This window comes from Clostridioides sp. GD02367 (genome assembly GCF_045900275.1).
Lineage (GTDB): Bacteria > Bacillota > Clostridia > Peptostreptococcales > Peptostreptococcaceae > Clostridioides > Clostridioides difficile_A.
This window is the reverse complement of sequence record NZ_JBJODK010000020.1, coordinates 35,312-51,504: the sequence shown is the minus strand read 5'-3', so window position 1 is coordinate 51,504 and position 16,193 is coordinate 35,312. Positions and strand designations below refer to the sequence as shown.

15 protein-coding genes and 1 pseudogene are annotated in these 16,193 nt (G+C 28.1%); 4 read left to right on the top strand and 12 right to left on the bottom strand.

The window, feature by feature from the left end; translation table 11 throughout:
- Positions 1 to 27: 27 nt before the first annotated feature.
- Positions 28 to 1,452 (top strand): annotated as a pseudogene (gene mgtA / locus Q3223_RS18970) (magnesium-translocating P-type ATPase); the annotation flags it as partial.
- 542 nt (positions 1,453 to 1,994) lie between these two features.
- Positions 1,995 to 3,533 carry an ABC-F family ATP-binding cassette domain-containing protein gene (locus Q3223_RS18965; RefSeq protein ID WP_407812392.1) on the top strand — a complete coding sequence of 513 codons (1,539 nt, stop codon included), beginning with the start codon at positions 1,995 to 1,997 and terminating at the stop codon, positions 3,531 to 3,533.
- A 175-nt stretch (positions 3,534 to 3,708) separates the two neighbouring features.
- Here the strand turns inward: Q3223_RS18965 and Q3223_RS18960 are convergent, their stop codons facing one another.
- On the bottom strand, positions 3,709 to 4,422 hold the full coding sequence (locus tag Q3223_RS18960) for a response regulator transcription factor (RefSeq protein ID WP_054271776.1): 714 nt from the start codon (positions 4,420 to 4,422) through the stop codon (positions 3,709 to 3,711).
- A gap of 311 nt (positions 4,423 to 4,733) precedes the next feature.
- On the opposite strand from Q3223_RS18960, the gene Q3223_RS18955 reads away from it, so the two are divergent.
- On the top strand, positions 4,734 to 4,946 hold the full coding sequence (locus Q3223_RS18955) for a glycosyltransferase (protein WP_153885153.1): 213 nt from the start codon (positions 4,734 to 4,736) through the stop codon (positions 4,944 to 4,946).
- Here Q3223_RS18955 and Q3223_RS18950 read toward each other — a convergent pair.
- From Q3223_RS18950 to Q3223_RS18930, 5 genes are all read right to left on the bottom strand, one after another.
- Positions 4,909 to 6,288, bottom strand: a complete 1,380-nt coding sequence (locus Q3223_RS18950) for an MATE family efflux transporter (protein WP_407812391.1) — start codon at positions 6,286 to 6,288, stop codon at positions 4,909 to 4,911. The genes Q3223_RS18955 and Q3223_RS18950 overlap by 38 nt on opposite strands.
- Positions 6,289 to 6,538: 250 nt before the next feature.
- Positions 6,539 to 7,060 carry a CDP-alcohol phosphatidyltransferase family protein gene (locus tag Q3223_RS18945; RefSeq protein ID WP_223195635.1) on the bottom strand — a complete coding sequence of 174 codons (522 nt, stop codon included), beginning with the start codon at positions 7,058 to 7,060 and terminating at the stop codon, positions 6,539 to 6,541.
- 21 nt (positions 7,061 to 7,081) lie between these two features.
- Positions 7,082 to 7,876 carry an ABC-2 family transporter protein gene (locus tag Q3223_RS18940; protein WP_176702494.1) on the bottom strand — a complete coding sequence of 265 codons (795 nt, stop codon included), beginning with the start codon at positions 7,874 to 7,876 and terminating at the stop codon, positions 7,082 to 7,084.
- Positions 7,873 to 8,727 (bottom strand): ABC-2 family transporter protein, encoded by an 855-nt coding sequence (locus tag Q3223_RS18935; protein ID WP_054271779.1) that lies wholly within the window; start codon positions 8,725 to 8,727, stop codon positions 7,873 to 7,875. Before Q3223_RS18935 ends, Q3223_RS18940 begins: the two co-directional genes overlap by 4 nt.
- Positions 8,720 to 9,709, bottom strand: coding sequence for an ATP-binding cassette domain-containing protein (locus tag Q3223_RS18930; RefSeq protein WP_284182435.1), 990 nt, complete (start codon positions 9,707 to 9,709; stop codon positions 8,720 to 8,722). The genes Q3223_RS18935 and Q3223_RS18930 overlap by 8 nt, the downstream gene beginning before the upstream one ends.
- Before the next feature lie 706 nt (positions 9,710 to 10,415).
- Here Q3223_RS18930 and Q3223_RS18925 point away from each other — a divergent pair.
- A complete protein-coding gene (locus tag Q3223_RS18925) occupies positions 10,416 to 11,372 on the top strand; it encodes a GGDEF domain-containing protein (RefSeq protein ID WP_284182436.1) in 957 nt (318 codons plus the stop codon).
- Between the two features lie 212 nt (positions 11,373 to 11,584).
- Here Q3223_RS18925 and Q3223_RS18920 read toward each other — a convergent pair whose 3' ends face one another.
- From Q3223_RS18920 to rlmD, 6 genes are all read right to left on the bottom strand, one after another.
- Positions 11,585 to 12,280 carry a hypothetical protein gene (locus Q3223_RS18920; RefSeq protein WP_284182437.1) on the bottom strand — a complete coding sequence of 232 codons (696 nt, stop codon included), beginning with the start codon at positions 12,278 to 12,280 and terminating at the stop codon, positions 11,585 to 11,587.
- Positions 12,273 to 13,004: an ABC transporter ATP-binding protein gene (locus tag Q3223_RS18915; RefSeq protein WP_054271783.1), complete on the bottom strand. Its 732-nt coding sequence runs from the start codon at positions 13,002 to 13,004 to the stop codon at positions 12,273 to 12,275. Before Q3223_RS18915 ends, Q3223_RS18920 begins: the two co-directional genes overlap by 8 nt.
- A gap of 453 nt (positions 13,005 to 13,457) precedes the next feature.
- Positions 13,458 to 13,586, bottom strand: coding sequence for a hypothetical protein (locus Q3223_RS18910; RefSeq protein WP_255645921.1), 129 nt, complete (start codon positions 13,584 to 13,586; stop codon positions 13,458 to 13,460).
- Positions 13,583 to 13,795, bottom strand: a complete 213-nt coding sequence (locus Q3223_RS18905) for an RNHCP domain-containing protein (protein ID WP_219673702.1) — start codon at positions 13,793 to 13,795, stop codon at positions 13,583 to 13,585. Before Q3223_RS18905 ends, Q3223_RS18910 begins: the two co-directional genes overlap by 4 nt.
- Positions 13,796 to 14,450: 655 nt before the next feature.
- Positions 14,451 to 14,597 carry a hypothetical protein gene (locus Q3223_RS18900; RefSeq protein ID WP_284182438.1) on the bottom strand — a complete coding sequence of 49 codons (147 nt, stop codon included), beginning with the start codon at positions 14,595 to 14,597 and terminating at the stop codon, positions 14,451 to 14,453.
- A 201-nt stretch (positions 14,598 to 14,798) separates the two neighbouring features.
- Entirely contained in the window at positions 14,799 to 16,157 is a 1,359-nt protein-coding gene (gene rlmD, locus Q3223_RS18895) for a 23S rRNA (uracil(1939)-C(5))-methyltransferase RlmD (RefSeq protein ID WP_074179246.1), read from the bottom strand.
- Positions 16,158 to 16,193 lie beyond the last annotated feature (36 nt).

Below are 16,193 nucleotides of genomic sequence, written 5' to 3'. Positions count from 1 at the left end.
ACAGGAACCCTGTGACTTTAGTCATGGGAGGTTCAGGAAATTCCATTTGATTTTAATAGAAGAAGAATGAGTGTAGTAGTTAAAAATAAATTTGGAAAAACTCAGCTTATCACAAAAGGTGCTATTGAAGAAATGTTATCAATCTGTACTCATGTTGAGTATAAAGATGAGATTCAATTAATGACAGATGAAATATGTAAAGAAGTTATTGCAACAGTTTCTAAATACAATGATAAAGGTATGAGAGTTTTGGGAATTGCACAGAAAAACAATCCTTCACCTATAGATGAATTTTCAGTTTCTGACGAAAGTAACATGGTTTTAATAGGTTATCTTGCATTCCTTGACCCACCAAAGGAAAGTACATCTAGTGCAGTAAAAGCTCTACTTAAAAATGGAGTTGATGTAAAGGTTCTAACTGGTGACAATGATGCAGTAACAAAGTGTATTTGTAAACAAGTAGGCATCAAAATTGAAAATATCTTGCTTGGCTCAGATATAGAAGGCCTGGATGATAAAAATCTTGATAAAATGGTAGAACATACAAGTATATTTGCAAAGCTTTCTCCAGAACAAAAATCTCGTATAGTTGAATCTCTTCGCAGAAATGGACATATTGTTGGATTTATGGGAGATGGTATAAATGATGCTGCTGCTATGAAGGCATCTGATGTTGGAATATCTGTAGATACCGCAGTTGATATAGCTAAAGAATGTGCAAATATTATACTACTTGAAAAAGACCTTATGGTACTAGAGCAAGGTGCTATTGAAGGAAGAAAAACATATGCAAATATTATAAAATATATAAAGATGACTGCAAGTTCTAATTTTGGTAATATGTTCTCTGTATTAATAGCAAGTGCATTCTTGCCATTTTTACCAATGTTACCAATTCAACTCTTAATATTAAACTTAATTTATGATATTTCATGTATAACTATTCCATGGGATAATGTAGACGATGATTATCTAAAAATTCCAAGAAAATGGGATTCATCATCTATAAGTAAATTTATGACTTGGATTGGTCCAACTAGTTCAGTCTTTGATATTACAACATATATACTAATGTATTTTGTAGTATGCCCAAATGTATTTGGTGGAAGTTTTCATAGCTTAGATACTATAGGTCAGCTTGGGTTTATATCTCTATTTCATGCTGGATGGTTTGTAGAATCTTTATGGTCTCAGACATTAGTTATTCATATGATAAGAACTCCACACATCCCATTTATTAAAAGTCGAGCTTCATGGAAATTAACTCTTTTTACAACAATGGGAATTGTGATTGGTACTATTATACCATATACATCTCTTGGTCATGCTATTGGTATGATGCCACTTCCAGGTATATATTTTATTGGATTGATTTTTACTATTTTATCTTATATGGTTTTAGTAACTATATTAAAAAAGGTATTTGTAAAAAAATATGGAGAATTATTATAATTAAAACTATCCTTCATCTTAATAATATAAATTTTAATTTATTATGTTATCAAAGTGACTACATGAAAATAATTTTCTTGTTGACTATAACTATGTATTATGATAACATAACTTAAGTTATAATTAGTAAATTATACTTTAAATAAATAAGATGATACCAAAAGTACAAAGTACAGTTTAAATATAAATAAACTAGAATTAAGATTAGGATGTGAATAATTATGATTTATATAGAATTAGTTAAACTTGTTAGAAAACTTAACTCTACACAAATGTATACGATGAAGCGTTGTGTAGAGGTTAATCTGGAGGCTTAGAGCTTTCTATCTTCGTCGGCAAATATAGGTTAGTATAGTTTTTTTAGCTATGCTTATTTAAAATCGCCTATTTGCCGATAGATATATAGATTTTCTGGTCATAGACAACAATGCTTGTCTATGACCTTTTGTTTTTCCAAAAGCAGAGGTCGGCATTTTAGAATGCCTTTCCTCTGCTTTTTTTATTTTCATAAATTTTTTAATAAAAGAAAAGGAGTTTGAATTATGAGTTTATTAAAAGTAACTAATTTATCACAAGGTTTTATGGATAAGTCACTGTATGAGAAAGCTAACTTTGATTTATTCAAAGGTGAACATATTGGTATAGTTGGTCAAAATGGTGTAGGGAAAAGTACCTTAATCAAAATTTTATTAGGAGAAGTTATTCCAGATGAAGGAGAAATTAAATGGCAAACTAATATCAAAATTGGTCATCTAGACCAATATGCAGAAATTAATAGAGATACAACAATATCCCTCTATTTGCACTCTGCATTTGAAGAGCTTTATAAAATAGAAAAAGAGATGAATTTGCTATATCAAGAGAGTGCTCTGTCTGGAAATGAACAACTACTAATTAAGGCATCAGAATATCAAGAACAACTAATAGCAAACAATTTCTACTCTGTAGACAATGAAGTTAACAAAATAGCAAATGGTCTTGGGTTAGATTCAATAGGAATGAATCGTGTAGTTGAAGAACTTAGTGGCGGGCAAAGAGCAAAAGTAATCTTGGCGAAATTACTACTTTCTAATCATGAAGTTTTATTATTAGATGAGCCAACAAATTTTTTAGATAAGGAACATGTTGAGTGGCTTTCAAGTTATTTAAATACATTTGCTGGAGCATTTATTGTAGTTTCCCATGATTTTGACTTTTTAGAGAAAATCTCTACAGGCATTCTTGATATAGAATTTGGTATGATTAAGAAGTATCATGGAAAATACTCAGAGTTTCTTAAACAAAAATCACATTTAAGAGAGGATTATATTAGAAGATATCAAGCACAACAAAAGAAAATAGAAAAAGAAGAAACATTTATACGTAAAAATAAAGCTGGAGTAAATTCAAAAATTGCAAGAGGAAGACAAAAACAATTGGATAAAATAGAAAGAATAGCTCCTCCTAGCTTTGTAGGAAAACCAAATGTTCAATTTTCAGAGATTGAAATATCTGCTCAAAATGCTCTTACAGTTACCAATCTTGAAGTCGGCTACTACTATTCTTTGCTTCCAAAACTAAATTTATCTGTTGATGGAGGTCAAAAAATAGTTATAACTGGATTTAATGGAATTGGTAAATCAACTTTGTTAAAGACATTAGTTAAAGATATTCCTTGTATCGCTGGAAGTTTTAAGTTTTCAGAACAAGTTAAAATTGGTTATTATGAACAAGATTTAAAATGGGAAAATCCTACTAAAACACCACTTCAAATAGTGGCAGATAAGTATCCAAAATTTAATACAAAAGAAATTAGACGTCACCTAGCTAAATGTGGAGTAAAAGAAGAGCATGTTTCAAGAAGTGTATCTACTCTAAGTGGTGGTGAACAATCTAAGGTTAAATTATGTTGTATGATGTTATCTCCTTGCAATTTTTTGATTCTAGATGAACCAACCAACCATTTTGATGCAGAAACAAAGGATGCTTTACAAAATGCCTTGAAACAGTTTAAAGGAAATATCATACTAGTATCCCATGAAGAAAAATTTTATAAAGGTTGGATTGATAAGGTATTTAATATAGAAAAACAATTAATATAAATCTATCTGTAATATTGTTTAATCAATACTTCAATACATGTATTAATCTTTTGGCTGAAGTTTCATTGCTAAGAAACTTAAAAAATAAGAATCTACTAGATTATAAAGTCTATTACTAGAATACAAATATTAATAGGCACTCATAAATAAGTGCCTATTAATATTAAAATCCATTCTAATCAACTCTATTTACAAGTTTATATCCTAGACCTTTAACTGTTATAAGTATTTTAGGATTTGAAGGATTATTTTCAATTTTTTCTCTTATATGACGTATATGTACCATAATTGTATTATCACAGATGCTACTATATGCCCCCCACACTTGTTCATATAATCTTTCTTTACTTATAATTTTATTTACATTTTGAGCCATATAACTTAAAAGTTGATACTCTCTTCCAGTTAACTCAATTTCATTTCTATCTTTATAAACACGACTTCCTTCTGTATCTATAGTAATATTCCCTAACTTAATAAATACATCATCTGATGGTATAATGCTTTGGTATTGTTGTCTACGTAATTGAGCTTTAACTCGAAATACAACCTCTCTTGGGCTAAATGGCTTCGTTATATAATCATCCCCACCACTACTAAGACCAAGTATTTTGTCAATATCATCATCTTTTGATGAAAGAAAAAGAATTGAACAGTATGAGAACTCCCTAATTTTTTTACACACTTCTATTCCATCCACATCTGGTAACATTATGTCAAGAATAATGACATCTGGGCATTCTGTCTTACATAAAGAAATAGCATCTAAACCATTGTAGACTTTAACAATATTTTTAAAACCATCATTTATAAGTACTTCTTCAATTAAATCTATTATATCTTTTTCATCATCCACGAGTAATATTTTTTTATTAAAGTATGTCTCCATTTTAAAATCGCTCCTATAAAGAGTTCTTATTTTTTGTCTATTTCATCCCTCTCACTCCCTAGGTTCTGCTTAAAGTATATTCAAATAATTAAATAAAATCAAGTATATATATCTATCGATTAATGAAAACTATTTACTATATGCATGTCAATGCATATTTCACAGTATAATTCGATGTTTCATAAATATGTCAAATTAAAGAATATAGGATAAATGAATAAAATATTGTATCATCCTACTATATATGAAAATTTTATTTATAAATTCACCTTTTTCTGGACATGTCTACCCTACTCTTGGGTTAGTAGAAAATTTATATTTATCCCTTTACACCACAACTTGAAATATTAGAAAAAGCAGATGTTTTTATTACTCATGGTGATTTAAATAGTGTTATGGAATCTCTTTATTTTGGAGTTCCTATGGTGGTTAGGCTAAATGATATACAGTTAAAAAGATATATGTTAACTATGATTATTCTTATATTTATATATAGTTATACTTATTCTTATATTTATATATAAAACTAACTGTTAAAAATAAGGTTAATAACTCAGCAATTGGTACCGCTAGCCATATACCATATATATCAAATATATTTGGTAATATCAGCAAACCTATAGTTATAAAGCCAAACGTACGTAAAAAAGATAGTATTGCAGATATTTTTCCATTTGATAGTGCTGTAAACATAGATGATGTAAAAATATTGAATCCACAAAAAATAAAACTAAAAGAAAATATATAAAATCCAGACCTTGCAATCTTATAAACATTACTTCCTCTTTGAGAAAAAATCTCTACTAAACTTGGTGAACATATCATAGAAAACACAAACACCAATAAAGAAGCTATTGAGATAAATAACATACAAATTTTAAAAATGTATTTTAATTGTATATTATTTCTGCTTCCATAATTATAGCTTATTATTGGAGCAACTCCCATTGAAAAACCTATATAAATTGAGGTTAAGAGAAACTGAGAATAAATAATTATTGTAATAGCCGCAACTCCATCTTCACCAATCAACTTCATCATTATAATATTAAATAAAAAAGTGGTAACTGCTGTGGATAATTGACTTACCATTTCAGATGAGCCATTAAAACAAGTCTCAAACAACACTTTCTTATCTATTTTAGGTATACAAAATCTAAGTACCCCATTACTTTTTGAAAAGAAACCTAACCCTGCAATAGTAGGAATCAAATATCCTATACCAGTTGCAAGCGCTGCCCCACCAAGACCCATTTGTAATGGAACAATAAACACATAATCTAAAATTATATTAGTACACCCTGCACCTATTACTAACCATAATCCAAACTTTGGTTTTCCAGCTGTCACAAATAGACTTTGAAATAATACTTGTAATATGTTGGCAAAAGCGAAAATCAAAATAATAAGAAGATATGAGCGACAATATTTAATCAAAATCTCACTTGCTCCTAACCATATAATAATATAATCCATAAATACAAATCCAATACCAGTAATTATCATCCCAAGTACAACTCCAGATAACACAATTAAAGTAAAAACCTTATTTGCTTCATCAGTCTCACCGCTTCCCATCTTACGAGCTACTATAGCACTCCCCCCAGTAGCAAGCATCGTTCCAAGTCCAACTATAATATTAATAATAGGACAAACAATATTAATTGCTGATAAAGCATTTGTATTAACAAATCTTGATACGAATATAGTATCAACAATTGTATATAATCCCATAAAAACCATCATAAAAATAGTGGGAAATGCAAATTTTAATAGAGAAAACAAATTAAATCTTTGTGCAAGTAAATTATCCTTCGCATGAAGATTATCTTGTTTCCGATTTTCTGAATAAGATATATCACTCATTCAGGTCATTCTCTTGTGCATTACTTATATTTAAAATTATATCCAACCTATTAGACATTAAAGGACCTCCTTTCTCCATAAAGATTATATCTAATTACTTGGATAGATTTTTAATTAATCTTGCTATTATACGTTATCATAATATCTAAAAATAACTCCTTATCCTTTACTCCAAGCATTTTATGATTTTAATCACTAACACTTGTTTTTATTGTTTAGTATCACATGAAACCTGTTTACTTATAAACATTCATATAGTATCTTTTTTCAACTCTTTAGAAAATATATGTATCAGTACTTCTTCAATAGCCGAGATACTTGCTACAACACAAATAATACTAGTAAGCAAACTTATGTTAACCAGATTATAAAATAAAGGTAAACAGAACAACATAAATCCAGATATTTTATTTCCATATGTGTGTAATATAAAAAATGTATTGTATTTATAAATTACTATAATTATTGATGTAATACGAATGATAGCAATTACTACTACCCATAACACTATATACTTTGGTATATTTATTATGGGAAATATAATAACAGATGTGGAAATTACAAAACATATATCTGCTATGCTATCAAGCCTTGAGCCAAATTCACTTGTTAGATTCATTCTTCTAGCTATATATCCATCTAAAAAGTCACTTAAGCCACAAACAATATAGATTATAAAAAATAAATTAGAGAATACTTCTGTTTTAAGTAATACTATTGATAAAATAACTCTAAATATAGTAATAATATTTGCTATATTTTTAATTCTCATCACCTCAAAGCTGTAAAGTTATTAACTACTTGCACTTTTATAATGCTTCATACCTAACTTCCAAAATCTCCACATAAATAATGTAAACAAGAATACAATTAAGATTGAATATATCAATCCATTCATTGTTATTGTTCCTGACAAAATTTGAGTTGGAATTGTTGACATAATTCCATATGGTAAAATTAAATAGAATAATAATTTAAAAACACCTTCATATATTACTCCAGGAATTTTCATGTTCATTGGTAATAAATTATCTTCTAGTCTCATTATAGCAGAAGATGATATAACAAAAAATGAAACTGTTCGAAGTATAATACCTACATCATAGAAAAGCAATGTCATCAATAATACCATACAGATATACATTATTATTGTGATATAAGTTATTTTTGGATTTAATTCAGATACCCCATATAAAACTATAAGTATACTTGCCAAAATTAATGGAGATGAACCAATATTAATGTTTTCAAATGTCAATCTAAATAGTGGGTCTATTGGTTTTGTAATATAATAATCTAACTCTCCTTCTTGAATCTTCCTTGGAATATCATAAATACCAAAACAGAAAATTGTCATATTTATTGCATTTATTAATGAAAAAGTTCCTATAAATATTAACATCTCTCCATGTTGCCAACCTCCTATTGAGTCTATATGAGAATATATACCATTAAACATTAATAGTTGTAATATAAATAGTGAACTATCTACAAAAAATGCTCCAAAAAAATCAAATCTAAATACCATCATCTTTGATAATTTCATCCTTAATAACATAAATATTATTTTAAAATTTTTTTTCATCATATACCCACCCCATCAAATAGTGTTCTCATTCTTTTATACATAATTTTATTCAATATAAAAAAGAACAAAACCCATAATGATATAATAATCAAGCCTTGTACTGCCTCATTACTGTTTCTTCCTATTAGTAACATAGATGGCAAATATGTTGTATAATAAAATGGAAATACCTTCATGACTGTTACTAAAACTTCTGGTAAAAGTATAAGTGGTATCATTGTTCCTGTAACAAATTCAGAGATATTTTCAATTATCATTCTAAAAAAACCAATCTCAAGAAATTTAAATGACAAAATACCAATAAAGAAATGGAGTTGCATCATAAAAATAAGCCCTAAAAAAATCATTAAGATTGAAATTACTATTTGAACTGGATTAGATGTAAAAGCAAAATCCAATTTAAATATGAAAATCCATACAAAAGCAGAAATCATGTTAAATACAAAATAGAAACATGTCATTCCAAAATTTTTAGCAATAAAATAATTTTGAACATTAATTGGAATAATCATATATTTTGAAAATGTACCTAGTTTTACACGATTACATATCTCTTCACTAGTACTCTTTGACATATCAATACCTGATAAAAATGAGCTTATTATGTAATAAGACAACATTGAATTAAATGTAAAACCAGAAACTATTTTATTTTCACCAAAAACTGCTTTCCATAAGATATAAGCAAATAAAATTTTTATAATAGTAAACATCATATTAACTACTACATCAAATCTCCAGATAAGTTGTACTTTAAAATTAATTTTGGCTACTTCATAATATCTTCGGATATTTTGTTTAAATTTATAAAACATTGAATGACTAGAATATACCTGATTGTAGTTACTCACGATACTCCTCACTTCCTTTCTTATATATTCTCTCTACAATATTACCTATATCTTCTTCTTCAATTATCACGTCCTTGACATCATAATTATCAAAAATCCATTTAACAGTTTCATTTCCTCTTTCTTTTGGCATAACTACTGATATCTTATGCTTCGTTTGCTCAATGATTTTACAGTCTTTAGGAAATTTAATATCAGCTTCATCAGCGAAACTAACTGTTATTTTTTTATATTTCTGGAAATGATTAAACAATTCTTCTGTAGAGCCATCATATATTTTATGACTATTTTCTACAACGATACTTCTACTACATAGGCTCTTAATATCCTCCATATAATGAGAAGTAAGTATAATAGTAGTCCCCTTTGTTTCATTCACTTCTTTTAGAAAATATCTAATTTGTTTTTGTGCTACTGCATCTAGACCTATTGTTGGCTCGTCTAAGAACAATATTTTAGGATTATGCAGAAGGGCTACTATTAATTCCATTTTCATTCTCTCCCCTAAAGAAAGCGTCCTAACTTGAACGTTTAAATACTCTGATACATCAAATAATTCGATAAAGTAATCCAAGTTTCTTTTATACTCTTCATCAGATATATCATATAACTCTTTAAATAAAAGAAATGTATCTGCTGGTGTCAATTCAAAGAATAATTGACTTTTCTGTCCCATAACAATAGCGTACTGTCTTTTAAAGCTATTTTCCAATTTATTAGGATAATAACCCATAACAGATATATCTCCAGAAGATGGTGAAATAATACCAGTTAGCATCTTAACAAGAGTGGTTTTACCAGCTCCATTTTGACCTATTAATCCAACAAATTCTCCTTCCTCCACTTTTAAATCAAATGATGATATAGCTGTTTTCTCTGTGTATTTCCTGTTAAATAAAGATTTTACACTTCCCATAAGCCCTGCTTCTTTCTCAAATCTTTTATAAGATTTAGTCAGATGCCTAAGTTCAATTATACTCATTTCAACTACCTCCATATTTTATAATTTATATAAAAAAAGCCCACAGGTATATCTGCCTTTTTCTGTGCATGTATTGACCAGCACAAAAACAGAAAACTCCTGTGGACTAGAAAAGTTAATACTTTCTATTTCAACATAATTATAACCAAAATAATACTATGCAAAATTAATAAAAGCGTAGCAGATTAAAGCCTACTACACCATAGTTTAACAAAGTAATATATATTTCAAATACTATCTGTTGTCATATGTCAGTTATCTATAAAGGCAGAATAAGACACACAAATTAAATGTATCAAAAATACACTTAAAAATTCTGCTTATACAGAATATATGCGTCTCCAACTATTTAATTGTTGGTTACCATTATATAACTCCGACATCAAGGCACTCCTTTCATAGTATCATTATTGACATCATATCATAAAGATTATTTATGTTCAAGTATAGATTAAAACTCTAATTCATTTAGATTTATTTTATTTCTTCATAGTTAAATTCAAATCTAATTTACCATTTTTCTTCATAGTTTTAAAATGTAATACTTCTATTAAATTGATTACTTTACTATAATAATTTTATTATAAAAAACATACTTCTCTTTACACATGATGCAATTTATTTAGTTCTATATTATAATATTGTAATAATAGTTTAATTTATAATACACTAAAACTATAAACTGCAAATCTTAAGGGGGTAATCCATGGAAGATAATACAATACAAAAAACATTAAATGATTTATCAAAAAAGATTTGGCATATTTATGTTTTAAATCCAGAAGAAGAAGGTATTAAATTTATTATTTCCTTATTAGATGATAACCTTACATTAATTGGAACAGGAAAACATGAATTTTATGAATCATTAGAAGAATTTATTATGAATCTTAAAAAAGACCAAAAAGAATCAGAACAGATAGACTTTAAAATTATAGATGAATGGTATTCATGTGTCAAAGTCACAGATGAAACTTTTATCGTATATGGAACTCTTTGGGTTATAGAAAAAGATTATTTAGAAAAAGATGTTTATATAGAAATGGATACTCGCTTTACAATAGTATATAAAGTTACAGGTGATATAATTAGACTTATGCATGTACACCATTCTATTCCAAATTTTGACCAAATGAAAGATGAATATTATCCTAAAACTATAGCTGAAAGAGCACAAGAAGCATTAGCGATGGCACATGAGTTTAAGCAAAAATCAGAAAAAGACCTCATGACTGGACTATATAATCGACATTTTTTTGAAGTACATATAAAAGAAATGCTTGAAACTGTTTCACATGGCTACTTTTACATTTTTGATTTGGATAATTTCAAACAGGTAAACGATATATTTGGTCATATTCGAGGAGATGAGATACTAATACATTTTTCAGAAATTTTGACTAAAGTATTTATCAATGATGCTATTATCGGAAGACTTGGTGGAGATGAATTTGCTGTTTTTGAATATGGCAATCAATCAAAAGAGGATGTTGAAAATAAAGCAAAAAAGGTTTTAGAATTGTGTTCTAGTAGCAACGCTTGCTCTATAGGTATATCTAGATTAGAAAATAATTTAGATACATTTCAATCTTTATATAAACAGTCAGATTATGCTTTGTATTATTCAAAAAGAAATAATAAAGGAAGTTTTAGTTGGTTTTAGCACTAAATATATTCAAATATAAAGTAACATCCAAAATGGTATACTCTTATTATATGCCATTTTGGACACTTATATAAAATTTATTACTATTCTAACTCATACCTTTTAAAACAAATACTCTTCACAAAATTTCATATGATGTATATACTAATGAGCAAATGCAATGAATAGTCTTTCAATTTGACTTTAGTATAACTCATATTTCTTTCTATTTATCCTTCTAAATAATTGATTCTATTCGCTAGTGACTTAACGCTAAGAAACGAAACTATTATTGAAAATATTGTAGTGGCAATTATTGGTATCATTGTAAGAGGTGAAAGAGATAAAATATTAGTAACTAAAGCACAAAGTATTACTGCTACCACAATTGCTGTTGGTACAGATTTACGCTTGAACCCGACTGACATTGATATTGCTGAAAATCCTCCTGCTATAATGGCCATCATCAATGTTATAAAAATAGACTTACTTATTATACTAATTGAAAGGCTATCATTAACAATTGGAAAAACTGCTTCACTTAAGAAAAAAATAACAAACATGAGTAAATTACTCAAAATCATTCCTCCAACAGTAAATAAAGTTACTAATAAGAATTTAGAATAAAATACCTTTTTTCTTTCAATTGGATAAGAAAATAGTAACATAGCTCGTTTGCCGATATATTCATCAATAATAAATCGTGAGTGCATCACAGAGCCAAGTACACAAAAACATGCCATATTTATAGAACTAGTAATAGATAGTATACCTATATAATCAAAAAATTCCCCATCTGAACCTATCATAGACATATATGCAAACATATATAGCATACAAAAACTACACATAGTAATGATTCCTGTAGCTATTAGATAAATTTTAACATTGATACGCCTTAATTCTAATCTCATCAAATTATTCATATGTATTTCCCCCATTCATAATATTAAAGAAATACTCTTCTAACCCCTCTGGAAATTTTTCCTTAATAGACAATAAAGTAATTTCTTCCACAATACTACCATTTACAATCACACCAATAATATCTGCTATATACTCAATTTCACTGAGAATATGGCTAGATATTAGAATAGTCATATGTTCTTCTTGAACAAGTCTTATAAAAAGTTCTCTCATTTCTCGTATTCCCATTGGGTCTAGACCATTTATTGGCTCATCAAGTATTAAAATACGTGGTTTATGAATAATCGCTCTAGCTATCCCTAATCGTTGTCTCATTCCAAGAGAAAATTTAGATACAGGCTGTTTCCCTATGTTAACAAGCCCTACATCATTTAATGTTTTTTCAATATTAGCATCAATACAACCCATATACTTAAGGTGTATTTCCAAATTTTCTGTAGCAGAAAGATGGTCATAAAAAATAGGAGATTCAATCATACATCCAAGTTGTTTCAATATCTTGTTATGGTTTTTACCAATATCTAAACCAAGAATATTTATTTGTCCATAAGTTGGATTTAATAATCCTGTTATGAGTTTAAAAATTGTTGTTTTTCCTGCACCATTTGCTCCTAGAAACCCATAAATTACGCCCTGTGGAACTGTCATATTACATCTACAAATAACTTCTTTCTCACCAAAAGTTTTGGTTAAATTTTGAACATTAATAATTTTATTATTCATACTAATATCTCCTCATGTTTTAATTAATAGATATTTCTTTTCACTCTACATTCGGTTATCAAACATAAACACCAAGATATCTCCTCATACAGTTATATAAATTAACTATTCTTATATAAATCTATAACAGTCATCATGTTGACTATTATAGATTATCACAGGCTCAGAATATTGTCAATATGATGACTATAATAACATATTTAAATAATACAATAAATTAATTTTGCCACCAAGGCCTCATTAAAGTAATAAGTTGGTGGCAAATCTAACATGTTAATAGTATATATACTAAGAAAATGAATGCACAGAATAAAAATAACTCTCATCTAGTCGTGGCATGTCGTCCTTTATCATCATCTATATGCATTTCCTTTGTATTCAAACGCTCTTCGCCCAGCATACAATTTAATTAATGAAGATTTTGCAACCCTTGATGAACCAAGCAGAGCCATATTACCTGATAAAGGTTTTTTCCTGTGAGATAATACGTGCAATATACAAATCATTATATTCGATACTCTGAGTGATAAAGCTGCTATCTAGACCATATTCCTGTAAATCAATCTGTTTTATATCATTCATTTTTCATCCTCCTTTTCTATCTTCTCAGTAATTTTTTCAAGTGGGAAAGGTGGTTGTGCCAACGGTTTTAGTGCAATAGATATCAATTTCACTGGATTGTCGTCTGCTGCCACTTCGTTAGAACTAAGATGACCACATCGTTTACAAATAAAGTTATCCATACAGAAATTATCCTGATAATAAGCTCGTTTTCTATTTGTATAATTCATTTTTCATCCTCCTAAAAATAAACATCTTATGCTTTACACTAAATCTCATTTCTTTTTAAAATCTTTTATGAGACTTAGCTAATTTACTAAGTTCAGTAATATTCACTTTTATTACATGAATATCTTGTATTTTATACAAAAAAAGTCCACAGGTATTTGTATCTGCCTTTTTATGTGGTATATATTTACCTACACAAAAACAGAAAACTCCTGTGGACTAAAAAATTTAATATTTTCTATTTCAACATAATTATATTCAAAATAATACTATGTAAAATTAATAAAGGTGTAGCAGATTAAAGCCCACTACACCACAATTTAACAAAGTAATATATAATATTATTATTTGTTGTCATATGTTAGTTATCTATAAAGGCAGAGTAAGACACAACAATTAAATGTATCAAAAATACACTTAAAAATTCTGATTATACAGAATATCTATGTCTCCAACTATTTATTTGTTGGTTACCATTATATAAAACTCTGACATCAGGCAAAACTCTCCTTTTATAATAATATTATTGCTATTTTATCATAAAATATTTTTATATTCAATTACAATTTAATATACCCAGACATTTAACTTTATCTCTTTTTTACTATAAAGGTCAAAACAAATTCTTATTTTTAGCTATACTCTACTATAAAAACTCTATTTAGTTTTGTTTTTATTACTATCTAATACTACTCCAATAAGTAACCCAATAGATAAACCAATAGCTAAATTTTTAAATATTAAACCCAAAATAACACCAAAGCATAATCCCAATCCCAAATAACTTACGTTCTCATCTTTCATGTCTCTTACTCTCTCCTATCCATATTATATTAAAATAATCTATATTGCCTTTTAAAAGTGCATCTCTTACATTCTTAAATTTTATAAGATTACGAGCTTTGTTCCTTAATTTATCATTTTAAAATTTTAATTTATAAACTAAATTTGCCACCGAAATTAAATTACAGTGGCAAATACAATATATCATCTATATAAATATTACTATTTCTTGACTATCTTAGCTACAGTTTCCACATGTGTAGAATGAGGGAACATATCTACAGGCTGGACCTCAACACATTTAAATCCATGCATATTTAGATAATCTAAATCTCTCGCTAAAGTAGAAGGATTACAAGAAACATAAACTATTCTCTCAGGATTCATTGAAACAATAGTTTCTAGGACTTTTTCGTCACATCCCTTTCTAGGTGGGTCTACAACTACGACATTAGCAGTTTTACCCTCACTATACATCTTAGGCACAACCTCTTCTGCCTTGCCAACATAGAATTCTGCATTATGTATGTTGTTTAATCTAGCATTTATCTTAGCATCCTTTATAGCGTCTTCTATAATTTCTATACCATAAACTTTTTTAGCCTTTTGTGCCAAAAATAAAGATATTGTACCTATACCACAGTAGATATCAAAAACAGTATCAGTATCCTTTAGATTTGCATACTCAAGAGCTTTATCATACAATACTTTAGTTTGGACAGGATTTACTTGGAAAAATGATAATGGTGAAATCTCAAACATTAAGTCGCCTATATAATCATTTATTTTTCCATCACCATAAATAACTATATTTTCTCTTCCCAAAATAGCATTTGTATCTTTCTGATTTACATTTACAACCAAAGTTTTAAAACCAGGTATATTTTCCTTAAGTACAGAAGCTAATTCTTTAAGATATGGAAGTTTATTTCCATTAGCCACTAATACAACCATCACTTCTTTAGTTGTAAAACCTATTTTTGTTACCAAATGTCTAATTAATCCTGTATGAGTCTTTTCATCATATATACTCACTTTATAAGCTCTTATATATGTTTTTATTATCTTAACAATTTTGTCATTTATCTCATGTTGTATTACACATTTTTCTGTCGATATTACATCATGAGTCTTCTTTTTATAAAAACCAATAATTGGGACACCATCATTCTTTTGTATTGGAAATTGTGCTTTATTTCTATATCTATATGGATTCTCCATTCCTATAGTGTCATGAACTTCTACATCTTCTAACTTACCTATTCTAGTAAGTACTTGCTTAACTTCATTCGTTTTCATTTCAAGCTGCTTATTATAATCTAAATCCTGTATCTGACATCCTCCACAATCCCTAAGATTATCATTACACACTCTTTTTACTCTAAATGGAGACTTTTCTATTATCTCAACAATATCTCCTACAGCATAATTTTTCTTTACTTTATTAATCCTAACTTTGACCTTATCTTGTATTAATCCGCCCTCTACAAAAACTGTAATACCATTGTACTTTCCTACTCCTACTCCGCCTTGTCCAATGTCTACTATATCTACAATATACACCTCGTTTTTCGAAAGCATAAATCACCCTCCAATCAATCTATTATATTTAAACCT